Source organism: Rhodococcus sp. C1 (assembly GCF_020809065.1).
GTDB classification, from domain to species: Bacteria; Actinomycetota; Actinomycetes; order Mycobacteriales; family Mycobacteriaceae; genus Rhodococcus_F; species Rhodococcus_F qingshengii.
In genome coordinates this window covers 556,957-579,868 of sequence record NZ_CP078080.1, presented here as the reverse complement: position 1 = coordinate 579,868, position 22,912 = coordinate 556,957, and the positions used below count along the sequence as shown (strand labels likewise).

Sequence of the window (22,912 nt, the reverse complement as noted above, 5' to 3'; positions counted from 1 at the left end):
ACCTGTGTGAACCCTGACATTGGAGAAGCTCCTTAGAAAGGAGGTGATCCAGCCGCACCTTCCGGTACGGCTACCTTGTTACGACTTCGTCCCAATCGCCGATCCCACCTTCGACGGCTCCCTCCCACAAGGGGTTAAGCCACCGGCTTCGGGTGTTACCGACTTTCATGACGTGACGGGCGGTGTGTACAAGGCCCGGGAACGTATTCACCGCAGCGTTGCTGATCTGCGATTACTAGCGACTCCGACTTCACGGGGTCGAGTTGCAGACCCCGATCCGAACTGAGACCAGCTTTAAGGGATTCGCTCCACCTCACGGTCTCGCAGCCCTCTGTACTGGCCATTGTAGCATGTGTGAAGCCCTGGACATAAGGGGCATGATGACTTGACGTCGTCCCCACCTTCCTCCGAGTTGACCCCGGCAGTCTCTTACGAGTCCCCACCATAACGTGCTGGCAACATAAGATAGGGGTTGCGCTCGTTGCGGGACTTAACCCAACATCTCACGACACGAGCTGACGACAGCCATGCACCACCTGTATACCGACCACAAGGGGGGCCACATCTCTGCAGCTTTCCGGTATATGTCAAACCCAGGTAAGGTTCTTCGCGTTGCATCGAATTAATCCACATGCTCCGCCGCTTGTGCGGGCCCCCGTCAATTCCTTTGAGTTTTAGCCTTGCGGCCGTACTCCCCAGGCGGGGCGCTTAATGCGTTAGCTACGGCACGGATTCCGTGGAAGGAACCCACACCTAGCGCCCACCGTTTACGGCGTGGACTACCAGGGTATCTAATCCTGTTCGCTACCCACGCTTTCGTTCCTCAGCGTCAGTTACTGCCCAGAGACCCGCCTTCGCCACCGGTGTTCCTCCTGATATCTGCGCATTTCACCGCTACACCAGGAATTCCAGTCTCCCCTGCAGTACTCAAGTCTGCCCGTATCGCCTGCAAGCCAGCAGTTGAGCTGCTGGTTTTCACAAACGACGCGACAAACCGCCTACGAACTCTTTACGCCCAGTAATTCCGGACAACGCTTGCACCCTACGTATTACCGCGGCTGCTGGCACGTAGTTAGCCGGTGCTTCTTCTGCAGGTACCGTCACTTGCGCTTCGTCCCTGCTGAAAGAGGTTTACAACCCGAAGGCCGTCATCCCTCACGCGGCGTCGCTGCATCAGGCTTTCGCCCATTGTGCAATATTCCCCACTGCTGCCTCCCGTAGGAGTCTGGGCCGTGTCTCAGTCCCAGTGTGGCCGGTCACCCTCTCAGGTCGGCTACCCGTCGTCGCCTTGGTAGGCCATTACCCCACCAACAAGCTGATAGGCCGCGGGCCCATCCTGCACCGATAAATCTTTCCACCCCAAGTCATGCAACCTGAGGTCATATCCGGTATTAGACCCAGTTTCCCAGGCTTATCCCGAAGTGCAGGGCAGATCACCCACGTGTTACTCACCCGTTCGCCGCTCGTGTACCCCGAAAGGCCTTACCGCTCGACTTGCATGTGTTAAGCACGCCGCCAGCGTTCGTCCTGAGCCAGGATCAAACTCTCCGTTGAAGACTCTAGATTTCGCGGGCAAGCCCACTAATCAGTCATAGACAAAAAGAGTCAAATCACTAGCAAAAAAACTCAACTAGCAAAAAATGTGTCGGCAACCATTCAGACGGAAGAATGAACAATCACCGACGAAAAATACTCACACCCCGAACATCAGAACCGAAACCCGAAGGCCCGGAACATCATCCGACATGCGAAGTACCAAAAAAATTTGGCACTGACATTCATCGACACACTGTTGAGTTCTCAAAGAACACGCACACACCATCACCACGACCCTATGGCCGCCGCTCCGGGGCAACTTTTCCAGCCTATCCCAACCTGGCCACCGGCGCAAACCGCTGAACATTCGGGGAAGAACTGGAGGTGAAGCACAACCATACACGATGGAAACTACTTCGAAATTTGGTCAGGCACTTCGTACAACCTCGTGTCACTCGCCGTGAAGCGGGAGTCGGTGTCCGTGTCGCTCTGACTTGGAATAAGTTACGCGTCCGCCGAAGTCTTTGACAAATCCACAGGTCAGAGACTCAGAGGTATCCATTTCCCCAGCAAGATTGCCCATTTCAGTCGATTTTCACGAATTCGGACATCATGTGACGCCGGACACCGTGCCCGGATCGGCACGCAGCGGGAACTCACACCACTTGGACTCGGATACCTGCATCCTCAAACAACGCGACTTGCTTTGCGTCTACTGCAGCATCGGTAACCAGCACGGCCCCCGGCGGTATCGGCGCCCACGCATGGAAAGGACGTTCACCGAGCTTGGCGGAGTGGGCGAGGATGTAGACCTCGCCGGCACGTTCGATCATCATTTCCTTGAGCCGGGTCTGATCGAGCTCAGCTTCACAAATACCCAGGTCAGCCGTAACTGCATCGGCACCGAGGAATGCCTTGTCAAACGACACCCGCTGCAGCGACGCTTCCGCCAGTGGCCCGACGAATCCTTGACTGAGCTGCCGCAGCGTCCCGCCGAGACATTCGACTCGAACGCCATCAGCGTCGGCTAACGCCTCGAGCGCCGTCAGCCCTGCAGCGATCACCGTCAAATTCGTCACGTGACGTAAGAACTCTCCCATCGCTCCGACGGTGGTACCTGCATCAAGAAGTACGGTTTCCCCGGGCCGAACCTGCTCAGCAGCCCATTCGGCGATGCCCCGTTTGGCGTCGAATCCCTCCATTGCGCGTTGACGCAAGGAGGATTCCGGATGAGGGTTGAGAGCAATCGCCCCGCCGTACGTTCGAGCAATTACTCCCTGGGCAGTCAACTGACTCAGGTCGCGACGAATCGTGGATGCAGTCACCCCGAATTGGGCAGACAGATCCTCGACACTGGCCAGACCGCTGGTGCGAGCGAGCCTCGCAATCTCCGACCGCCTCGCCTCCGACTCCCGGATGGCCATCGCTCCTCCCCCTACAAACCGTGGTTCTTACTTGGAAACGAATGTGCTGGTTGCCAATTCGGCCGCCTGCCGCAGCGCTTCGACCATACTACCGGCCTCGGCAATGCCCTTACCTGCAATGTCGAAAGCGGTTCCGTGATCGACGGAGGTACGGATGACAGGTAACCCGACGGTGATGTTGACGCCGGCCTCGATCCCGAGAACCTTGACCGGGCCGTGCCCCTGATCGTGGTACATCGCAACGATCAAGTCGTAGTCCCCACGTCCAGCGAGGAAGAATGCCGTGTCCGCCGGCAGTGGGCCGTGGACGTCGATTCCTTCTGCCTTCAAGAGTTCAACGGCGGGAATGATCTTCTGCTCTTCCTCTCCGTACCCGAAAAGCCCGTTCTCCCCCGCATGCGGGTTGATCCCGCACACGCCGATTTTCGGAGATGGATTGCCCGTGCGCACCAAAGCTTCGTGACCTCGACGAATGGTCCTCTCGACCAGGCCGGGCTCGATCCTGGCAACTGCATCGAGCAGTCCGATGTGAGTGGTCACGTGAATCACCTTGAGCTTGGGGGTCGACAACATCATCGACACCTCCTCGGTACCGGTCAGGTGCGCAAGCAATTCCGTGTGTCCGGGATAGATGTGTCCTGCCGCATGCAGCGCTTCCTTGTTCAGCGGCGCCGTGCAGATCGACTGGACTTCACCGCGTACGGCGAGTTCGCTTGCGACGCGGATATATTGATAGGCCGCATCTCCCGCGACTGCCGACAGTTCACCCCAGGCGAGATCCTCGGGTAGCAAGTCCAGGTCGATGACGTTGATCCGTCCATCGATGAATTCAGCATCCTTGATCTCCTCGATCGCGACCACGTCGACGTCGATTCGGAGCACCGTGGCAGCCAATCGTAATCGCTTCGCGTCGCCGACAACAACAGGGCGGCAACGCTTTCTCGTTTCACCGTCGAGGAGTGCGGGGACGATCACTTCCGGTCCGACGCCGGCGCCGTCGCCCATCGTGACAGCAATCAGCGGCAGTGGAGTGGATTCGATTGACATGGGATTGACCTCGTTGTCTGAAGGAGTAACTGAAGGCGGACTGTCCGGAGCGGCGACCGGGGTGGGTTGCGCGAGAAACTTCGTTATGGAGAAGAGACTGTGTGCATTCCCGAAACTGCCTGGCCGCGTGACGATGTACCGTCCGGTTCGATCGACGGAAAGTACGGCGCCGTGTTCGATTTCGTAAATCGGTGACAGCGTGTCGACCCGCAGGCGGTCGAGAACGCTGCGCGCGGTTTCGCCACCGGTAAGTACCAGGTCGATCGGGTAATCGTCGTGGGAGAATCCTGCATCGACGGCAGCGATCAGATCGGCGAGAGCCGAAACGAGGTGGACGGATTCTGCAGGCACGACAGGTCCACTTACCGAAACCACGACGTTTCCGCGATCCAGTGCGTTCAGAATCGGAAGCGGATCGACCGAATGCGCCAGCAGCTCAGCACTGTTCACTTCGATATGGTGCGCCCCTGAATCCCGAAGCAATGCCACTTGGTCCCCGGCAGACGCATCCGCCGTCCCCACGACGACCAAGGTAAATCGAGAAACACGAAGAGATGGGCACGCGACGGGTGACTGCACGGTTCTTCGTCGTGCCACTGCCATCGCGAGCGCCGAGGTTCCTACCAATCGAGAACCCCGAACCTCCTGTGCTGCAGCCACAATCAGTTCCAGATCACTCTCGGTCTCGACGTCGCAGATCGCCACCGACCCGGCTTCTGAGATCGACGCAAGAACCTGGCTCAAACGCCCGGAGCGAATGTCATCCAGCGATACGCCAGAAGTGATTGCCGACGGGCCGAGCGCCTCTGCAATCGACCGAGGAGTCGGCTTCGACTCCGCGCGCCACAGGTCAGTGGAGTGCAACGCAACCCCATCGACCAACACCACGCCGTCTTGCACCGTGCGCCCTTGTCTGGGCAGTCCGGCGGCGACGATGACCGGAGATCCGTCGCGGGAGAGTTCTCCAACCTCCGCTGCTATGTTGCCCCTGAGCAGGGAATCGATCTTCTTGACGATCTCGGAGCCGTCAGACGATTGCAGAACTGATCTTACGTCCCGAGAGGCTCTGGCGGGGTCGGATCGCCGTGAGTGCAGATCGAAAACCGTCACTCCTGATCCGTCGGGCGCATCTGGGCCGAGCCGAAGCGATATGCCCGAACTGCGGAGCAGAAATCCTGCGGCCGACTCCGCTGCTCCGGAAAGATCATCAGCGATGATTACCAGTGGTTTCATCGAATTCCTCGACCCCCTTTCGGTCTGAATCGAGTATGTACAGCATCGCAACCGATGCGCGAAGTACGCAATCGAAGTTACGGGACTTGCGCGAAGTGCGCAACAGTGCCATTGTGAGCTGAGTTACAAGCGAGAGCCCGACGCGATTGTTCACCAACAGTCCGCTCGGAGCGTCGCCCCCACGCTGCCCCGTCAGGATCGAAAGGTCACCGATGACCAATACTCGTTTGCGAACACCACAGCTCTCCCGGCGATCCTTTCTGCAGTTCACCGGGCTGATCGGTGGCGCAACGCTTCTGGGCACGACTGCCGCGTGCGCCGGCCCTACCGGGAAACCGACACAGGACACCCTGGTGCTCGGGCTCAACCGCTCGCTCGTCAGCCTCGACAACAAACTCAATCAATTCGACGCAGCAGTCACGGCTCAACGTGGCGTCAGACAAGGTCTCACCCGGATCGGCGACAATCTGACACCGCAACTCGTTCTCGCTGACAGGTTCGAATCGACCGGCCCGACCGAGTGGACGGTTCGACTCCGCGAGGGCATCCGTTACTCCGACGGCACACCTGTGCTGATCGACGACGTCACGACGGCAATGCAGATGTACCAGCAGGTCAGCGGATCGTTTGTCGCACCGCAGTTCCCCGAGTGGCCGACGGTCGTCCCCATCGACGATCGCACCTTCATCCTTCGGACGAATTCCCCGGTGCCGGTTCTGGACTCGCTCATGTCCAACATCTTGATCACCCCGGCCGCTGCCAACGAACCCAACGAACTGCAGAGCGGAATCGGGTCGGGACCGTTCGTCGTCAGCGAATCGAACCGGGGCACCGGCGATTACACACTTGTCGCCAATGACAACTACTGGGGCCCGGCCCCCGGCGTTCGTCGTGTTCAGGTCCGCTTCATTCCCGAAGAGGCCGGCCGCGTCGTCGCGCTTCGGAGCGGCGAGGTCGACGTCATCGACTCGATCAGTCCCGATTCCGCCGAACAACTCGCCGATCTGCCTGGTGTCCAGGTGGACACAGTACCGAGCACACGCATCAACCAACTGTTCTTCAACTTCCGCAAGCCCGCCGATCACCCACTGTCCAATCCGCGTGTCCGAGAAGCTCTCACGTATGCCATCGACGGTGAGTCACTCGCTCGGGACGTGCTGATCGGTTCCGCAGTCCCGGCCACCGGCCCCGCACCGTCGACCTTGGACGGAGCCGTGAAAACCGGCACTTACCAATATGATCCACGGAAAGCGCGGCAAATGCTCGAGGCCGAAGGCGCCGACGACCTCGAACTCACCTTCATCTGGGAAACCGGAGAGTTCACCAACGACGTCTCGGTGATGGAATCGGTACTCGAAATGATGAAGGCCGTGGGAGTACGCGTCAAACTCCAGCAGTTCGAACCGGGCGGTGACATCTCGTCCTGGCGCCAGGGCAAGACCGGCGACTGGGATGTGCTGGGCAACGGCTACGGCAACCAGACCGGACTTGCACTGACCACGTTGCAGGGGATGTACGCCGGCACAGCGGAGAAGGAAGCAACTCGCGACACCTATCACGGGTACGTCTTCCCCGAAATCACCGCGAAGATCCAAGCCGCATCCAGTGAACCAGACCCGACCAAGCGCGCCGCTCTACTCGACGCCGCACAACAAGACATCTGGAACACCTGGCCTTGCCTGTGGAGCTTCGTACCCAACGCACTCCTTGCGAAACGCACTCGTGTACAAAATGTTTCACTGACCCCAATCAACTCCTACGACCTCGGCGCCGTCCGATTGGAGGCCTGAGGCGATGACTCTCACCGCTCCGAAACCGCAAACCGCTCTCGGAATCTCTCCGCGTCGACGCACACGGATCAACCCGACCGTCAAATACGTGCTCAAACGTCTGGCACAGAGCGCCTTGACGATCTTCCTCACGCTCACAACAGTGTTCGTCCTGATCCGAATGGCACCCGGCGATCCTGCCTACGCCTTGGCCGGACCGCTGGCCAGCACCGAGGATCTCGCACAGATCCGTGCTGACATGGGCTTGGACAAGTCGGTGTTCTCCCAATACCTGATCTACCTGTGGGACCTCGTCCACCTGAATCTCGGCACGTCGTACTCGTTCCAGGCGCCGGCCATGGACGTTGTCCTCGGCCGTCTCCCGTACACCATCACCCTTGCCGTCAGCTCCATTCTGTTGACCGCCGTGCTCTCGATTCCGCTGGGCGTGTGGATGGCCCGTCACGCGGACACCAGACGTGAACTCGGTGCGAACGTCGTAGCCGTCGGCGGGCAGTCCATGCCGGAGTTCTGGAGCGGCCTGATGCTGGTGACGATCTTCGCGGTCTTGATCCCAGTACTCCCGGCAGCCGGCTTCACCACATGGCCGTCGTTGATCCTGCCTACCGTCACCATCGCCATCCTTCAGATCGCGTTGATCTCCCGGATGGTTCGACGCGAAATGGTCTCGGCCTTCGCTTCTCCGTACATCACCGTCGCACGCTCTCGCGGAGTATCGGAACGCGAACTCACCTGGCGATATGCGATGCGTAATTCGGCGATTCCGATCGTCACCGCGCTGGGCACCAGATTTGCCGGAATGCTGAACGGCGTCGTGGTGGTCGAGGTCGTGTTCGCCTGGCCTGGTGTCGGCTCGCTGGTGGTCCGCGCACTCGAGACTCGCGACTACCCGCTCATCCAGGCCACCGTACTTGTCACCGCGGTTCTCGCAGTGCTCGTGCAACTGGCAGTGGACCTCCTCTACCCCCTCCTGGATCCACGCGTGCGACTCGGAAAGGGCGCCAACTGATGACTACCGTCTTGGAACCTCCAACAACTCCACGCGCCAGCGCGGTCACCGAGGCAGACTTCGCACGCGCCGGAGCCACGCGCCGTAAGCGAGACAGCCGAGTCAAGATCTGGGCCGGCTCGATCTGCGCGCTCCTGGTGATTCTTCCTGTTGCATTGGCCGGGCTGCTCCCCCTTGCAGATCCGAACCAGACCAACCTGAGCAGTCGACGGCTACCGCCCCTCACCGACGGCCATCTGTTCGGCACCGATCAGTTGGGACGAGATCTGCTCTCACGGATCCTGCATGGCGGCCAGGTGTCTCTGACGATCGGTATTCTCGCCGTGATCGTCTCCGGCGTCATCGGCATCGTCGCCGGATCCGCCGCGGGGTACTTCGGTGGTTGGGTCGACACCGTGATCTCCCGCCTACTCGAAGCACAGCTTTCTCTGCCTCTGCTGATGATGCTGCTTCTCGTTGTTGCGCTGTTCGGCCCGTCCATTCCCGTCATCACGTTTGTCATCGCGATCGCACAGTGGCCCGAAGTCGCACGGTTGACTCGCTCATTGGTACTCGTCGAACGCGAAAAGCCTTACGTAGCTGCAGCTCGAGTCCTCGGACTTACCCGCATGGCCATCCTGCTTCGTCACGTCATTCCCAACATCGTCAAGCAGGCATCGCTCGTCGTCCTGCTGCTGCTCGCGCAGGCCGTACTGCTGGAAAGTTCGTTGAGCTACCTCGGCGCCGGACCGCAACGTCCATTCGCTACCTGGGGACGAATCATCGCCGACGGCCAGGACTACATCACCACGTCATGGTGGATCGTCACGTTGACCGGTCTGATGATCGTGCTGCTGGTCGTCGGAGTGAACCTACTCGGCGATGGTCTGCGCGATCGTCCTGCAGGTTCGAAACGACTGGGCGCAAGCCTGTTCGGGCGTGGCAGCGCCCAGAAAGCGAAGGCGTGAGACATGGGAAATCTACTACGGGTCGACGATCTCCAGATCGAACTTGTCACGGCGAACGGCGTCATCCGAGCCGTCGACGGCGTGTCCTTCTGCATCGACGCCGGTGAAACCGTCACCATCATCGGTGAATCCGGCTCCGGAAAGTCGACGACAGCCATGGGGATTCTCGGACTGCTTCCGGACGATCTTGCGGTTCTTTCCGGGAAAGCCGTGTTCAAGGGTCAGGACATTCTCGGAAACACGAAGATCCTGAACGATATTCGCGGAAAACACATCGCGCTCATCCCCCAGGACCCGATGACGGCTCTGAGTCCCGTCCACACCATCGGCAGCCAACTTCGAGAAGCAGTGCGCCACAGCGGTGTGACCGCGAAGAAGCAACAAATCGAGCGGGCAGTGCAACTGCTCGAGCAGGTACGCATTCCGTATCCGGATCAGCAACTCGACAAGTACCCGCATCAACTGTCGGGTGGAATGTTGCAGCGCGTCCTGATCGCCGGCGCTCTTGCTGCCGGCCCCGAACTGATCGTGGCCGACGAACCCACCAGCGCACTGGACGTAACCGTTCAGGCCGGGATTCTGGATCTATTGCTCGAGTTGCAGGAGCGCACCGGGATCGGAATGCTGGTCATCACTCACGATCTCGGAGTTGCGCGGTTGGTCTCCGATCGCATCTACGTGATGAAGGACGGACGTTTTGTGGAGACCGGTAGTGCCGACGTTCTCGTCGACTCACCGCAAAGCGCCTACACACAAAAGCTTCTCGACGCCATACCTCAACTGGGGCCTTGGGACGGCGACCCCGCCCGTTCAACACAGATCGGAGCCTCGGCATGACCCGCCACGAAACGCCACTTCTCGCCGTCGAAGATCTCGTGGTCGAGTATCCGGTTCCCGACGGAGTTTTCCGAGCCGTGGATGCTGTGAGCTTCTCGGTGGAAAAGGGCAAGACCTTGGCCATCGTCGGCGAATCCGGATGTGGCAAGTCGACCATCGCTCGATCGATCGTCCGACTCCTCACACCGACCAGTGGACGCATTCTCGTCGACGGAGATGACATCGCGCAGATGTCGGAGAAGTCGCTGCGCCCCTACCGCTCTCGCGTTCAAATGGTGTTCCAAGATCCGTACGGATCGCTCGACCCTCATCTGACTGCCGAGGACATCATCGGAGAACCACTGCGCCTCAAAGGTGTTCGGAGCAAGTCTGAACGCGCAAAGGCAGCAGCAGAACTCGTCGATCGCGTTGGCTTGCCCAGCTCGGCACTACACCGGCGTCCGGCGGAGTTCTCAGGAGGCCAACGTCAGCGCATCGGAATTGCTCGTGCACTTGCCAGCGGACCCGAGATCCTGGTCTGCGACGAAGCGACCAGCGCTCTCGACGTGTCGGTGCAAGCGCAGGTACTCGAGCTCCTACGTGAAATTCAGGCCGATACCGGTCTGACGTACGTTTTCATCTCACACAACTTGGGCGTCGTCCGAGAAATCAGCGAGACCGTAGTCGTGATGTCGAAAGGAACCATCGTCGAATCCGGTTCCACAGACACAGTTCTCGCCAGTCCGCGCGAGCCGTACACCCGCGCACTACGAGGCGCTGCTCTCGATCCCACCACCATGGTCGGCATCAAACCACGCCACGTGGTGGCAGCCCTGTCCAAGAACTTGCTAGCCAAGCAGACCGAATCACGAGGAGTTGCCTGATGACCGCCCCACTCGAGCTTCCGAAACTGGTGCTCGGCACCATGACATTCGGAGACACGGTCGACATATCGGGCGCCGGATCGATGCTCGACGCAGCACTAGGCGCCGGTATCTCTCACATCGACACGGCCAACGGCTATGCGGGCGGCGAGTCCGAGCGCATGCTGGCAAAGCTGCTCCACGGCCGACGCGATTCCGTCACTCTCGCCACCAAAGCGGGAATGCCGCATCCCGATGCCGGCGACAACAGCCCACTCTCGACAGAGGGGCTCCGAGCAAGCGTCGAAGGAAGCCTGCGCAGACTCGACACGGACTACGTCGACCTGTTCTATCTCCATCAGCCGGACCGAACCGTCACGCTGACCGAAACTCTCACCACCGTCGCGGAACTGGTTGCCGAGGGCAAGATCCGCACACTCGGCGTATCCAACTTCGCAGCGTGGCAAATCAGTGAAATCAACTACACCGCAGACACAGTCGGAGCTCCCCGACCGATCGTCGCACAGCAGCTCTACAACTTGCTCGCGCGTCGCATCGAAGAAGAATACGCAGAATTCGCGGACGTGACCGGACTGACCACCATGGTCTACAACCCACTCGGTGGGGGCCTGCTCACGGGGCGCCACACCTTCGACGAAAGTCCCGCCGACGGCCGATTCGGCGACTCACGTCTTGCGTCGATGTACAAGGAGCGATACTGGAACACACAGATATTCGACGCGATCGCTCAACTGACGGCAATCGCAGAGCAGTCGGGCATCTCCCTGACCGAGCTTGCGTTGCGCTGGCTGGTCAGCAAGCCCGTCGCCGGATCGCTGCTCCTCGGAGGATCCAAAGTAACGCACCTCGAATCCAATATCGCGGCCATCGGGCGAGGTCCACTCGACGCCTCGACCGTCGAAGAGTGTGATCTCGTCGGTGCCGCCCTACGAGGCCCCATGCCCAACTACAACCGCTGAAACACCCGACCTTCATCAGGAAGAGTTCTTCACTATGTCAGCACAGGAATTCGCCGCACGCATCCGAGGACGCGAACGCATACTCGGATATTGGTCCGTCATCGACAGCCCGATCTCGACCGAATGGATCGCGCACGTCGGCTGGGACTACATTGCCCTCGACATGCAGCACGGCCTGATCGGCTATTCGGGGATGGTCGCCGGGCTCACCGCCATCGACTCGTCACCGTCCACCGTCGGGATGGTGCGCGTCGAGGCAAACAATCCGACGCCCATCGGCCGTGCACTCGACGCGGGCGCTGTGGGCGTCATCGTTCCGCTGATCAACAACGCCGAAGAGGCAGCGGCCGCCGTGGCAGCCGCCAAGTATCCGCCTTTCGGCATCCGCTCCTACGGACCCATGCGCTCGCAACTCCGTATCGGCCCCGTTCCCGCCGACGCGAACCGCGACACCGTTGTATTTGCGATGATCGAGACCCCACAGGGTCTGGCGAACGTCGAAGAGATCTGCGCAGTGCCCGGATTGGACGGCGTGTACGTCGGGCCGTCCGACCTACGAATCGCCGTCGGAGGTAAGCACTCCAACGATCCGGACGTCGCCGAGGAATTCGAATCAGCGCTCACCAGGGTGCGCGAAGCTGCCGCCGTCAGCGGAGTCGCTGCGGGAATCCACACACCTTCCGGTCAGGTTGCGGCACAACGGCTCGGGGAGGGCTACACGTTCGCGACCGTGGCCTCGGACCTGACACATCTGGCGAACATCTCGGCTCAGCATTTGGATGCCGCCAAGTCCTGATCCGGGTACAAAAATGGCGATGCTCCCGCACTTGGTACGGGAGCATCGCCATTCTCGAACAAACTATCTCTGAATCGCCTTGATCTCGAGGAACTCTTCGAGCCCGAACGTGCCGGCCTCGCGCCCGACGCCCGACTGCTTGTACCCACCGAACGGAGCATTCGTGTTGAAGGCGCCGCCGTTCACCTCGACCTGCCCGGCACGCAGTTGCCGCGCGACGCGATCCGCGCGATCGGGGTCACCTGACCAAACGCCACCGGCCAGTCCGTACTCGGTGCCGTTGGCGATCCGCACTGCGTCGGCCTCGTCTTTGTAGCCCATGATCGAGAGGACCGGTCCGAAGATCTCCTCGCGCGCAATGGTCATGTCTTCGGTCACGTTCGCGAACACCGTCGGACCGACGAAATATCCACTGGCCAGACCGGTTTCGCGACCGTCGACAACTGCGGTGGCACCTTCCGACACACCCTTCTCGATGTATCCGCGAACGCGTCCCAGCTGATTCGCGTTCACCAGAGGACCAAGCACCGAAGTCGGCTGAGTCGGATCACCTACCGGGAAATGAGCGGCGACCGCAGCAGCAATTGCCGCTGCCTCATCCACCTTCTCCGCGGGAACCAACATACGCGTCAGCGCCGAACAGGTCTGGCCCGAGTTGATGAAGCACTTTGCGACGCCGTCCGTGACAGCCTTTTCGAGATCGGCGTCGTCGAGAATGACGTTCGCCGACTTGCCACCCAGTTCGAGCGAGACCTTCTTGATGGTGTCCGCGGCGACGATGGCCACTCGCTTGCCTGCCCGAGTCGACCCGGTGAAGGAGACCATGTCGACTTCCGGGTGGCCGGCGATGGCTTCACCCACTACCGGGCCGTAGCCACTTACCAGGTTGAATACACCTGCAGGCAAACCAATTTCGTCGAAGATGTCAGCGAGAGCGTACGTGATGAGTGGCGCAACCTCGGTGGGCTTGAGAACCACGGTGCAGCCCGCCGCGAGCGCACCGCCAACCTTCAAGACAACTTGGTGGAGCGGGAAGTTCCAGGGAGTGATCGCGCCGACAACACCCGCAGGTTCGCGAACAATCAGCGAATTCCCGACCTCGTGAGCGTCGAAATCATAAGTGCGAGCCAATTCGGCAAATGCATTCAAATTCGCGAGCGGCATTCCGATTTGCACGGGCTTCGCGAATCCGATCGGCATGCCCATATCCTGCGAAACCAGCGCCGCAAGATCATCGGTACGTTCGGCAATAATCGCCGCGGCTTTGGAAAGATATTCGGCTCGCTCGCCGCCGGATAGTGCAGACCAAGCGGGGAAAGCCTTTCGTGCTGCCTTCGCGGCCGCATCGACATCTTCGACAGTGCCTTCGGCGACAGTTCCTATCAGCTCTTCGGTAGCCGGATTGAGAACGTCGATCCGACCGCTGCCAGTGGATTCGATCCAGGCGCCATCAACATAGATTTTGGTGCGGTCGAGAATATCGGTCATCGAAGCCTCCGTAGTCATCACGCGTGCACAGGTGAGGTGGGCCCGATCACACGGGGCACCTCTTCCGAGCCTAGCCACGCTCGACGGGTTCCGTGGCAGGTTGGTGTCGAGATTGACCTTCGACTGACGAGACCTGTGGTGCGCGCACACTTTTCAGTGATGGTGTGAACGTACCGTTCCCCTCGTCCAAGAGGGTGAGAGTGCCGTTCACTCGATCCCGGACGCGGTGGTGAGTCGGCGGCGTGCCCGCCCCTGATGGTGTGAACGGTGCGTTGGGTCGATCTGGGGCGACGAAAGTGCTGTTCGCTCGAAGTCGGGGGTGTTTTGGGTACGAGAAAGCCCCCCAACCAGTACTGGTTGGGGGGCTTCTCTAATGTGTGTTCGGCGGTGTCCTACTCTCCCACACCCTGTCGAGTGCAGTACCATCGGCGCTGAAGGGCTTAGCTTCCGGGTTCGGAATGGGACCGGGCGTTTCCCCTTCGCTATGACCGCCGTAACTCTATGAAACTGTCACAGTAACCTTCTTCTGATCACCTGGTTTCACCACCCGTCAACACCAGTTTCTGGTGTTGGGGGATGGAGAAAACAGGGTTTCTCATCAGTATCTGTGTGTTGTTTCAGATACCGCACAGTGGACGCGTAGCTTCTTTGTGGTAAGTCCTCGGCCTATTAGTACCAGTCACCTGCATGCATTACTGCACTTCCAGTTCTGGCCTATCAACCCGGTGGTCTGCCGGGGGCCTTACCCCCTCGAGGGGGTGAGAAACCTCATCTTGGAACAGGCTTCCCGCTTAGATGCTTTCAGCGGTTATCCCTTCCGAACGTAGCTAACCAGCGGTGCTCCTGGCGGAACAACTGGCACACCAGAGGTTCGTCCGTCCCGGTCCTCTCGTACTAGGGACAGCCTTCCTCAAGTTTCTAACGCGCGCGGCGGATAGAGACCGAACTGTCTCACGACGTTCTAAACCCAGCTCGCGTGCCGCTTTAATGGGCGAACAGCCCAACCCTTGGGACCTACTCCAGCCCCAGGATGCGACGAGCCGACATCGAGGTGCCAAACCATCCCGTCGATATGGACTCTTGGGGAAGATCAGCCTGTTATCCCCGGGGTACCTTTTATCCGTTGAGCGACACCGCTTCCACTTGCCGGTGCCGGATCACTAGTCCCGACTTTCGTCCCTGCTCGACCTGTCAGTCTCACAGTCAAGCTCCCTTGTGCACTTGCACTCGACACCTGATTGCCAACCAGGCTGAGGGAACCTTTGGGCGCCTCCGTTACATTTTGGGAGGCAACCGCCCCAGTTAAACTACCCACCAGGCACTGTCCCTGAACCAGATCATGGTCCGAGGTTAGAGGTCCAATTCGATCAGAGTGGTATTTCAACAACGACTCCACGATAACTGGCGTCACCGCTTCACAGTCTCCCACCTATCCTACACAAACCGAACCGAACACCAATACCAAGCTGTAGTGAAGGTCCCGGGGTCTTTTCGTCCTGCCGCGCGTAACGAGCATCTTTACTCGTAATGCAATTTCGCCGAGTCTACGGTTGAGACAGCTGAGAAGTCGTTACGCCATTCGTGCAGGTCGGAACTTACCCGACAAGGAATTTCGCTACCTTAGGATGGTTATAGTTACCACCGCCGTTTACTGGGGCTTAAATTCTCAGCTTCGCTCCCGAAGGAACTAACCGGTCCTCTTAACCTTCCAGCACCGGGCAGGCGTCAGTCCGTATACATCGTCTTACGACTTCGCACGGACCTGTGTTTTTAGTAAACAGTCGCTTCTCACTGGTCTCTGCGGCCCCACCCAGCTCAGACAGTAAATGTCGTCACCAGACAGGGCCCCCCCTTCTCCCGAAGTTACGGGGGCATTTTGCCGAGTTCCTTAACCATAGTTATCTCGATCGCCTTAGTATTCTCTACCTGACCACCTGTGTCGGTTTGGGGTACGGGCCGTGTGAAAGCTCGCTAGAGGCTTTTCTCGGCAGCATAGGATCACTGAATTCGCCTCAATCGGCTACGCATCACGTCTCAGGCTTGTATGCGACCCGGATTTGCCTAGGTCACGCCCTACACGCTTACACCAGTATTACCACTGACTGGCTCAGCTACCTTCCTGCGTCACCCCATCGCTTGGCTACTACCAGATCAGGTCCCATGCATCCACCAACTCGAGACCCGAAGGTCTTCTCGTGGCTTCAGGATGGTTAGTATCACTGATTCACCATGGGCGCGTTCACACGGGTACGGGAATATCAACCCGTTGTCCATCGGCTACGCCTGTCGGCCTCGTCTTAGGTCCCGACTCACCCTGGGCGGATTAACCTGGCCCAGGAACCCTTGGTCATTCGGCGGACGAGTTTCTCACTCGTCTTTCGCTACTCATGCCTGCATTCTCACTCGTGTGGCCTCCACGGCTAGGTCACCCTGCCGCTTCCATGGCCACACGACGCTCCCCTACCCATCCACACACCTGCCAGAAAATCCTTGGATCAACTGGGGGCTATTGCGTGAATGCCGCAGCTTCGGTGGTGTACTTGAGCCCCGCTACATTGTCGGCGCAGGATCACTTGACCAGTGAGCTATTACGCACTCTTTCAAGGGTGGCTGCTTCTAAGCCAACCTCCTGGTTGTCTTCGCGACCCCACATCCTTTTCCACTTAGTACACGCTTAGGGACCTTAGCTGGCGATCTGGGCTGTTTCCCTCTCGACTACGAACCTTATCGCCCGCAGTCTCACTGCCGCGCTCTCACTCACCGGCATTCGGAGTTTGGCTGATTTCGGTAAGCTTGTGGGCCCCCTAGACCATCCAGTAGCTCTACCTCCGGTGAGAAACACGCGACGCTGCACCTAAATGCATTTCGGGGAGAACCAGCTATCACGGAGTTTGATTGGCCTTTCACCCCTACCCACAACTCATCCCCTCAGTTTTCAACCTAAGTGGGTTCGGTCCTCCACGACGTCTTACCGTCGCTTCAACCTGGCCATGGGTAGATCACTCCGCTTCGGGTCTAGAGCATGCCACTACGATCGCCCTATTCGGACTCGCTTTCGCTACGGCTACCCCACACGGGTTAACCTCGCGACATGCCACTAACTCGCAGGCTCATTCTTCAAAAGGCACGCCATCACCCCCAGCAGTAAACTGCTCGAAGGCTCTGACGGATTGTAAGCGCACGGTTTCAGGTACTATTTCACTCCCCTCCCGGGGTACTTTTCACCTTTCCCTCACGGTACTAGTCCGCTATCGGTCACCAGGGAGTATTCAGGCTTATCGGGTGGTCCCGACAGATTCACACCAGATTTCACGGGCCCGGTGCTACTTGGGTTTCCATTACAACAGTCACAAAGTTTTCGTGTACGGGATTCTCACCCTCTACGACAGGCCGTTCCAGACCACTTCCACTAACCCTGTGATTTCTTACTGTTGGCCAACACGGCAGTATTGACAAAATGAACCCCACAACCCCACGAATGCAACACCTGCCGGCTATCACACACCCATGGTTTAGCCTCTTCCGCTTTCGCTCGCCACTACTCACGGAATCACGGTTGTTTTCTCTTCCTGTGGGTACTGAGATGTTTCACTTCCCCACGTTCCCTCCACACGCCCTATATATTCAGGCGCGGGTAACACGACATCACTCGTGCTGGGTTTCCCCATTCGGACATCCTCGGATCACAGCTCGGTTGACAGCTCCCCGAGGCTTATCGCAGCCTCCTACGTCCTTCATCGGCTCCTGGTGCCAAGGCATCCACCGTACGCTCTTCATTACTTACAACAAAGATGCTCGCGTCCACTGTGCAGTTCTCAAACAACACACAAACAACCACACACACGTTGACACCAACACCCACCAAAGTGGACCGGTATGACAACTGCAGTCATTTGTCGTTACTTCCTTCGAGGAAACACTCGCGTGTTCTCTCAGGACCCAACAGTATGTCGATATATTGTTCGTCGGTTTCCCACAGAGGAGAAACCGTACGACGATCAAGTTTGTCAGCGATCCACCCATGAGCAACCGCCGGACAACATCGTGTCCGAAACGGTCTCTGCCAACCAGTAATTCACCTGTGTGAACCCTGACATTGGAGAAGCTCCTTAGAAAGGAGGTGATCCAGCCGCACCTTCCGGTACGGCTACCTTGTTACGACTTCGTCCCAATCGCCGATCCCACCTTCGACGGCTCCCTCCCACAAGGGGTTAAGCCACCGGCTTCGGGTGTTACCGACTTTCATGACGTGACGGGCGGTGTGTACAAGGCCCGGGAACGTATTCACCGCAGCGTTGCTGATCTGCGATTACTAGCGACTCCGACTTCACGGGGTCGAGTTGCAGACCCCGATCCGAACTGAGACCAGCTTTAAGGGATTCGCTCCACCTCACGGTCTCGCAGCCCTCTGTACTGGCCATTGTAGCATGTGTGAAGCCCTGGACATAAGGGGCATGATGACTTGACGTCGTCCCCACCTTCCTCCGAGTTGACCCCGGCAGTCTCTTACGAGTCCCCACCATAACGTGCTGGCAACATAAGATAGGGGTTGCGCTCGTTGCGGGACTTAACCCAACATCTCACGACACGAGCTGACGACAGCCATGCACCACCTGTATACCGACCACAAGGGGGGCCACATCTCTGCAGCTTTCCGGTATATGTCAAACCCAGGTAAGGTTCTTCGCGTTGCATCGAATTAATCCACATGCTCCGCCGCTTGTGCGGGCCCCCGTCAATTCCTTTGAGTTTTAGCCTTGCGGCCGTACTCCCCAGGCGGGGCGCTTAATGCGTTAGCTACGGCACGGATTCCGTGGAAGGAACCCACACCTAGCGCCCACCGTTTACGGCGTGGACTACCAGGGTATCTAATCCTGTTCGCTACCCACGCTTTCGTTCCTCAGCGTCAGTTACTGCCCAGAGACCCGCCTTCGCCACCGGTGTTCCTCCTGATATCTGCGCATTTCACCGCTACACCAGGAATTCCAGTCTCCCCTGCAGTACTCAAGTCTGCCCGTATCGCCTGCAAGCCAGCAGTTGAGCTGCTGGTTTTCACAAACGACGCGACAAACCGCCTACGAACTCTTTACGCCCAGTAATTCCGGACAACGCTTGCACCCTACGTATTACCGCGGCTGCTGGCACGTAGTTAGCCGGTGCTTCTTCTGCAGGTACCGTCACTTGCGCTTCGTCCCTGCTGAAAGAGGTTTACAACCCGAAGGCCGTCATCCCTCACGCGGCGTCGCTGCATCAGGCTTTCGCCCATTGTGCAATATTCCCCACTGCTGCCTCCCGTAGGAGTCTGGGCCGTGTCTCAGTCCCAGTGTGGCCGGTCACCCTCTCAGGTCGGCTACCCGTCGTCGCCTTGGTAGGCCATTACCCCACCAACAAGCTGATAGGCCGCGGGCCCATCCTGCACCGATAAATCTTTCCACCCCAAGTCATGCAACCTGAGGTCATATCCGGTATTAGACCCAGTTTCCCAGGCTTATCCCGAAGTGCAGGGCAGATCACCCACGTGTTACTCACCCGTTCGCCGCTCGTGTACCCCGAAAGGCCTTACCGCTCGACTTGCATGTGTTAAGCACGCCGCCAGCGTTCGTCCTGAGCCAGGATCAAACTCTCCGTTGAAGACTCTAGATTTCGCGGGCAAGCCCACTAATCAGTCATAGACAAAAAGAGTCAAATCACTAGCAAAAAAACTCAACTAGCAAAAAATGTGTCGGCAACCATTCAGACGGAAGAATGAACAATCACCGACGAAAAATACTCACACCACACACAAATCAACCAAACCCCAAGAGGCGGTTGATCATTCGCGGATGTGAAGCACCAAAAAAATTTTGGCACTGACATTCATCGACACACTGTTGAGTTCTCAAAGAACACGCACACACCATCACCACGACCCTATGGCCGACGCTCCGGGGCAACTTTTCCAGCCTATCCCAACCTGGCCACCGGCGCAAACCGGAACCCCGTGAAGAAAAACTGGATTGTGTTCGCCAGGCACTTCGTACAACCTCGTGTCACTCACCCTCGCAGGTGGGAGTCGGTGTCCGTGTCGCTCTGACCTGGACAAAGTTACGCGAAGATCAACACAACACCAAATCGCCAGGTCAGAGCACTGCGGTCGGTTAACTTCACGGAACCCAGTACCTCTCGGCCAGTTCTTCGACGATCGGATCGCCTTCCTCTGCCTGCTCCAACGCTTCGAGATCGTCGTTGATCGACACCAACCGCGGATCGTCACCCTCAGCTTCCTGAATCGGGTGCCGACCGTCCTCGGCGAGTTGCCTCAGCAACTTTTCCTTGACGCGGGCTTTCAACGAATCAGCCATACCGCCAGCATGTGCCGCGCGGGCCCAGTTGTCGAGGCCTACTCGTCGTCCTTCTTGCCGAAGACACGTCGTGCCGTCGGAATCAAGATGATCAGCGCGCCGAGCAGAACGATGAGCGAAAAAACCTGCAGTGCCATGTCGACCTCTTACCGTCACGCCGGCGCGAGCCAGCTCCCCCACGGGGTGTTTCGAACAACCGTAAATGCAACGAGAACTCCGAGCACCACGATCGTCACAGTCGGCCGAAGCACGATCATGCGATCCCGCGTGCCTTTCCAACGGCGCACTGTCCAACCGATCCACGCGATCACCAACACCGCGATAAACGGCACGATCAAGGCATTGCTGGACACTGCGGCGCCAATATCCAGATTAGTCAGGTCATTGACCGCACGAAGGCCACCACACGCCGGGCACCACAATCCCGTCAACGCGTACATCGGACAAACGCCGTAACTACCCGCGCTGTGGGGATCACGGAAGTGGAGTACCGCGGCGGCCGTCACGGCCACTGCAGCAACACCGACGGGTGCGGCCAGCGAGCGTCGTCGACTTGTGACCGCTTCCAACTCCATGGCACCCACTGTAAGAGACCCCGGCCGCGACTAGCGGGCGCGAACGACTACCGACCGGACCACCATGTCGTGCCAGCACTGGTGCTTCGAGTCCCAGAGCGGCCAGAGATAGTTGAGGAAGCATGCCCCACCCAGGATCGCCATCATGATCCAACGAAGCAGCGCCATCACCGGGCCGAGCGGTACACCGTCGGACTCCCGAATCACCGAAATTCCCAGCCACTTCTTGCCGAGCGTCTGTCCGGTGTTCCCTTGTCTGAAGACGAGGTTCCATACCTCGATCAAGAAGATCGCCAGTATGCCGACGACCATGACGATCACGCCGACCGGATTGCCGCCTTCAGCGCTCACGCTGCCGTCGTCGTATGTGGTCACTTCGGATCCGGAGAACGCGATCACCGCCCCGATGATCGCGAGGATGACGCCCGGGAGCGGAACGACAAAGCCGTCGAGGATTGACGCGAACACCCGCGAGATCCAGCTTGCGTACGGATAGGCGGGCGTCGGCGGCTGATAACCCTGCGGCGGCATCGGCGGCATCTGCCCGTACGGCGGCTGATTCTGCGATGGTTGGCCTGGTCCCCAGTTCTGATCCGACATCGAGGTCTCCCCTGTTCAGGCACGTGTTCGCCGAACTCAGGATAAACCGCACATACGCAAGAATTGGGAACTAACGACAAGAGCCCCACATCCGGATTTCCGGGTGTGGGGCTCTTGGCTGAGCTGCCTGAGAGAATCGAACTCTCGACCTTTTCATTACGAGTGAAATGCTCTACCGACTGAGCTAAGGCAGCGTGCCTTTCGGCGGTGGCGAGTCTATCTGGTCAACCCCCGGATCGCGAAAACGGGGGTCGGAAAGCGGCTCCGATGGAGGCAACCATCGCATCGAGCGCCCACTGCAACTTGACGTTGAAGTCGACGGCCTCGCGGCATTCGAGCACCGCTTCGATGCACTTGAGCAACCCCTCCGGGGACGTTCGCGCAGCCAACTCGGCGGCCTGCCGAGCCATGTCGGGATGGGTCGCCGTCGACGTCGACCCCAGCGAATAGGAAAGCGCGTCCCGGTACATGCCGGCCAGGTCGATCAGCGTCCGGTCGAGAAGATCGCGGCGGGCCCGGGTGTCGCGCGATTTCTGACGCGCTTCGAGGTCCTTGATCAGACCAGCCGATCCGCGCAGAGTCCCGGCTGTTCCCTTGCCGGTTCCACCACCACCCAAGGAAACCTTGAGCTCCTCGAGCTCCTGTTCCTTGAGTTCGGCGTAGAACGCCTTGGTGTCAGCCTCGATCGACTTCACCAAGTTCTCTGCGGCCTTGTACGCCGTCGAAGCCCCGATCGCGTCTGCGGCAAGTCGAAGCGAACGCTGACGCTCGTCGCGCGCGCTCTCGTCGGTGGCGAGACGCCGAGCCCGGCCGACATGTCCGCCGCTGATCGATGCGGCGATTCTCGCCCGTTCCGGATCCAGCCCGTCGCGGTCGATCAGCACCTGAGCGATCGATTCGACGGACGGCGTCACCAACGGCATGTGCCTACACCGCGATCGGAGGGTGACAGACATGTCTTCCGGATCGGTCGTCGGCGCGCAGAGCAGGATGACCGTGCGGTCCGGCGGCTCCTCGACAACCTTCAGGAGGGCGTTGGCTGCGCCTTCGGTCAAACGATCGGCATCCTCGACCACGATCACCTGCCACCGCCCCGTCGTCGGTCGACGCGAAGCGATGTTGACTATCTCGCGCATGCCTTTGACGCTGATGCTCAGGCCGTCGGGGATGATCCGTCGTACGTCACCATGGGTTCCACCCATCGTCGTCGTACACGCATGACACTCACCGCACCCTGGTGCACCGTCGGAGGTGCATTGCAGGGCAGCGGCGAAGCAGAGAGCAGCCACCGAACGACCAGAGCCGGGTGGCCCGGTGAAGAGCCACGCGTGGGTCATCTCCGAGCCGCTGGAATCGCCACGAGCCGACAGTGCAGCATCACGCAGGCTCTGCTCGACGTCGTGCTGACCCACCAGCCGACCGAACACACCTCGTTCGGCCACTTCAGTACTCATGCAAAAACCCTAA

14 protein-coding genes, 1 tRNA gene and 4 rRNA genes are annotated in these 22,912 nt (G+C 59.2%); 7 read left to right on the top strand and 12 right to left on the bottom strand.

All coding sequences use genetic code 11. The features are described from left to right. Positions 1-36: 36 nt before the first annotated feature. The 3 genes from KTR60_RS02665 to pdxA form a co-directional block, all read right to left on the bottom strand. Positions 37-1,554, bottom strand: a 16S ribosomal RNA gene (locus tag KTR60_RS02665). 638 nt (positions 1,555-2,192) lie between these two features. Next, on the bottom strand, positions 2,193-2,960 hold the full coding sequence (locus KTR60_RS02660) for a DeoR/GlpR family DNA-binding transcription regulator (protein WP_003941419.1): 768 nt from the start codon (positions 2,958-2,960) through the stop codon (positions 2,193-2,195). Between the two features lie 27 nt (positions 2,961-2,987). Continuing rightward, positions 2,988-5,240 (bottom strand): 4-hydroxythreonine-4-phosphate dehydrogenase PdxA, encoded by a 2,253-nt coding sequence (gene pdxA, locus KTR60_RS02655; protein ID WP_064113774.1) that lies wholly within the window; start codon positions 5,238-5,240, stop codon positions 2,988-2,990. A gap of 212 nt (positions 5,241-5,452) precedes the next feature. On the opposite strand from pdxA, the gene KTR60_RS02650 reads away from it, so the two are divergent. Genes KTR60_RS02650 through KTR60_RS02620 form a run of 7 tightly spaced genes read left to right on the top strand, consistent with a single transcriptional unit; the run spans position 5,453 to position 12,441 of the window. Then, positions 5,453-7,030, top strand: a complete 1,578-nt coding sequence (locus KTR60_RS02650; RefSeq protein WP_007732494.1) for an ABC transporter substrate-binding protein — start codon at positions 5,453-5,455, stop codon at positions 7,028-7,030. Between the two features lie 4 nt (positions 7,031-7,034). Beyond that, positions 7,035-8,039 carry an ABC transporter permease gene (locus KTR60_RS02645; RefSeq protein WP_007732496.1) on the top strand — a complete coding sequence of 335 codons (1,005 nt, stop codon included), beginning with the start codon at positions 7,035-7,037 and terminating at the stop codon, positions 8,037-8,039. Then, on the top strand, positions 8,039-8,986 hold the full coding sequence (locus KTR60_RS02640) for an ABC transporter permease (RefSeq protein ID WP_003941426.1): 948 nt from the start codon (positions 8,039-8,041) through the stop codon (positions 8,984-8,986). Before KTR60_RS02645 ends, KTR60_RS02640 begins: the two co-directional genes overlap by 1 nt. Positions 8,987-8,989: 3 nt before the next feature. After that, positions 8,990-9,823 carry an ABC transporter ATP-binding protein gene (locus KTR60_RS02635; RefSeq protein WP_007732500.1) on the top strand — a complete coding sequence of 278 codons (834 nt, stop codon included), beginning with the start codon at positions 8,990-8,992 and terminating at the stop codon, positions 9,821-9,823. Continuing rightward, positions 9,820-10,686 carry an ATP-binding cassette domain-containing protein gene (locus tag KTR60_RS02630; protein ID WP_228401752.1) on the top strand — a complete coding sequence of 289 codons (867 nt, stop codon included), beginning with the start codon at positions 9,820-9,822 and terminating at the stop codon, positions 10,684-10,686. Before KTR60_RS02635 ends, KTR60_RS02630 begins: the two co-directional genes overlap by 4 nt. Then, a complete protein-coding gene (locus KTR60_RS02625; RefSeq protein ID WP_042926594.1) occupies positions 10,686-11,645 on the top strand; it encodes an aldo/keto reductase in 960 nt (319 codons plus the stop codon). The genes KTR60_RS02630 and KTR60_RS02625 overlap by 1 nt, the downstream gene beginning before the upstream one ends. 34 nt (positions 11,646-11,679) lie before the next feature. Next, positions 11,680-12,441, top strand: coding sequence for an HpcH/HpaI aldolase family protein (locus KTR60_RS02620; RefSeq protein ID WP_007732505.1), 762 nt, complete (start codon positions 11,680-11,682; stop codon positions 12,439-12,441). A gap of 63 nt (positions 12,442-12,504) precedes the next feature. On the opposite strand, the gene KTR60_RS02615 is transcribed toward KTR60_RS02620, so the two are convergent. The 9 genes from KTR60_RS02615 to KTR60_RS02575 all read right to left on the bottom strand — a co-directional run bounded on the left by KTR60_RS02615 (position 12,505) and on the right by KTR60_RS02575 (position 22,899). Further along, positions 12,505-13,929: an aldehyde dehydrogenase family protein gene (locus KTR60_RS02615; protein ID WP_007732506.1), complete on the bottom strand. Its 1,425-nt coding sequence runs from the start codon at positions 13,927-13,929 to the stop codon at positions 12,505-12,507. A 379-nt stretch (positions 13,930-14,308) separates the two neighbouring features. Then, positions 14,309-14,425, bottom strand: a 5S ribosomal RNA gene (rrf, locus tag KTR60_RS02610). A gap of 153 nt (positions 14,426-14,578) precedes the next feature. After that, positions 14,579-17,715 (bottom strand): 23S ribosomal RNA (locus KTR60_RS02605). Positions 17,716-18,042: 327 nt separating this feature from the next. After that, a 16S ribosomal RNA gene (locus KTR60_RS02600) occupies positions 18,043-19,560 on the bottom strand. The 16S, 23S and 5S rRNA genes sit together here, the layout of an rRNA operon. Before the next feature lie 512 nt (positions 19,561-20,072). Then, entirely contained in the window at positions 20,073-20,270 is a 198-nt protein-coding gene (locus KTR60_RS02595) for a hypothetical protein (RefSeq protein ID WP_003946112.1), read from the bottom strand. 152 nt (positions 20,271-20,422) lie between these two features. After that, the gene (locus KTR60_RS02590; protein WP_007732476.1) at positions 20,423-20,845 is read right to left on the bottom strand and encodes a DUF2752 domain-containing protein; all 423 of its coding nucleotides are present in this window, start codon (positions 20,843-20,845) and stop codon (positions 20,423-20,425) included. Positions 20,846-20,875: 30 nt separating this feature from the next. After that, the gene (locus tag KTR60_RS02585) at positions 20,876-21,445 is read right to left on the bottom strand and encodes an RDD family protein (RefSeq protein WP_047270004.1); all 570 of its coding nucleotides are present in this window, start codon (positions 21,443-21,445) and stop codon (positions 20,876-20,878) included. Between the two features lie 121 nt (positions 21,446-21,566). After that, positions 21,567-21,639 (bottom strand) — tRNA-Thr (locus KTR60_RS02580). A gap of 30 nt (positions 21,640-21,669) precedes the next feature. Beyond that, on the bottom strand, positions 21,670-22,899 hold the full coding sequence (locus KTR60_RS02575; RefSeq protein WP_019746652.1) for a DNA polymerase III subunit delta': 1,230 nt from the start codon (positions 22,897-22,899) through the stop codon (positions 21,670-21,672). Between the last annotated feature and the right edge of the window lie 13 nt (positions 22,900-22,912).

What these genes read in the sequence shown, in the direction of transcription:
- KTR60_RS02660 (WP_003941419.1), bottom strand. Translation starts at nt 2,960, where the DNA reads ATGGCCATCCGGGAGTCGGAGGCGAGGCGGTCGGAGATTGCGAGGCTC.
- KTR60_RS02615 (WP_007732506.1), bottom strand. Translation starts at nt 13,929, where the DNA reads ATGACCGATATTCTCGACCGCACCAAAATCTATGTTGATGGCGCCTGG.
- KTR60_RS02575 (WP_019746652.1), bottom strand. Translation starts at nt 22,899, where the DNA reads ATGAGTACTGAAGTGGCCGAACGAGGTGTGTTCGGTCGGCTGGTGGGT.
- KTR60_RS02650 (WP_007732494.1), top strand. Translation starts at nt 5,453, where the DNA reads ATGACCAATACTCGTTTGCGAACACCACAGCTCTCCCGGCGATCCTTT.
- KTR60_RS02585 (WP_047270004.1), bottom strand. Translation starts at nt 21,445, where the DNA reads ATGTCGGATCAGAACTGGGGACCAGGCCAACCATCGCAGAATCAGCCG.
- KTR60_RS02645 (WP_007732496.1), top strand. Translation starts at nt 7,035, where the DNA reads ATGACTCTCACCGCTCCGAAACCGCAAACCGCTCTCGGAATCTCTCCG.
- pdxA (WP_064113774.1), bottom strand. Translation starts at nt 5,240, where the DNA reads ATGAAACCACTGGTAATCATCGCTGATGATCTTTCCGGAGCAGCGGAG.
- KTR60_RS02635 (WP_007732500.1), top strand. Translation starts at nt 8,990, where the DNA reads ATGGGAAATCTACTACGGGTCGACGATCTCCAGATCGAACTTGTCACG.
- KTR60_RS02630 (WP_228401752.1), top strand. Translation starts at nt 9,820, where the DNA reads ATGACCCGCCACGAAACGCCACTTCTCGCCGTCGAAGATCTCGTGGTC.
- KTR60_RS02625 (WP_042926594.1), top strand. Translation starts at nt 10,686, where the DNA reads ATGACCGCCCCACTCGAGCTTCCGAAACTGGTGCTCGGCACCATGACA.
- KTR60_RS02620 (WP_007732505.1), top strand. Translation starts at nt 11,680, where the DNA reads ATGTCAGCACAGGAATTCGCCGCACGCATCCGAGGACGCGAACGCATA.
- KTR60_RS02590 (WP_007732476.1), bottom strand. Translation starts at nt 20,845, where the DNA reads ATGGAGTTGGAAGCGGTCACAAGTCGACGACGCTCGCTGGCCGCACCC.
- KTR60_RS02595 (WP_003946112.1), bottom strand. Translation starts at nt 20,270, where the DNA reads ATGGCTGATTCGTTGAAAGCCCGCGTCAAGGAAAAGTTGCTGAGGCAA.
- KTR60_RS02640 (WP_003941426.1), top strand. Translation starts at nt 8,039, where the DNA reads ATGACTACCGTCTTGGAACCTCCAACAACTCCACGCGCCAGCGCGGTC.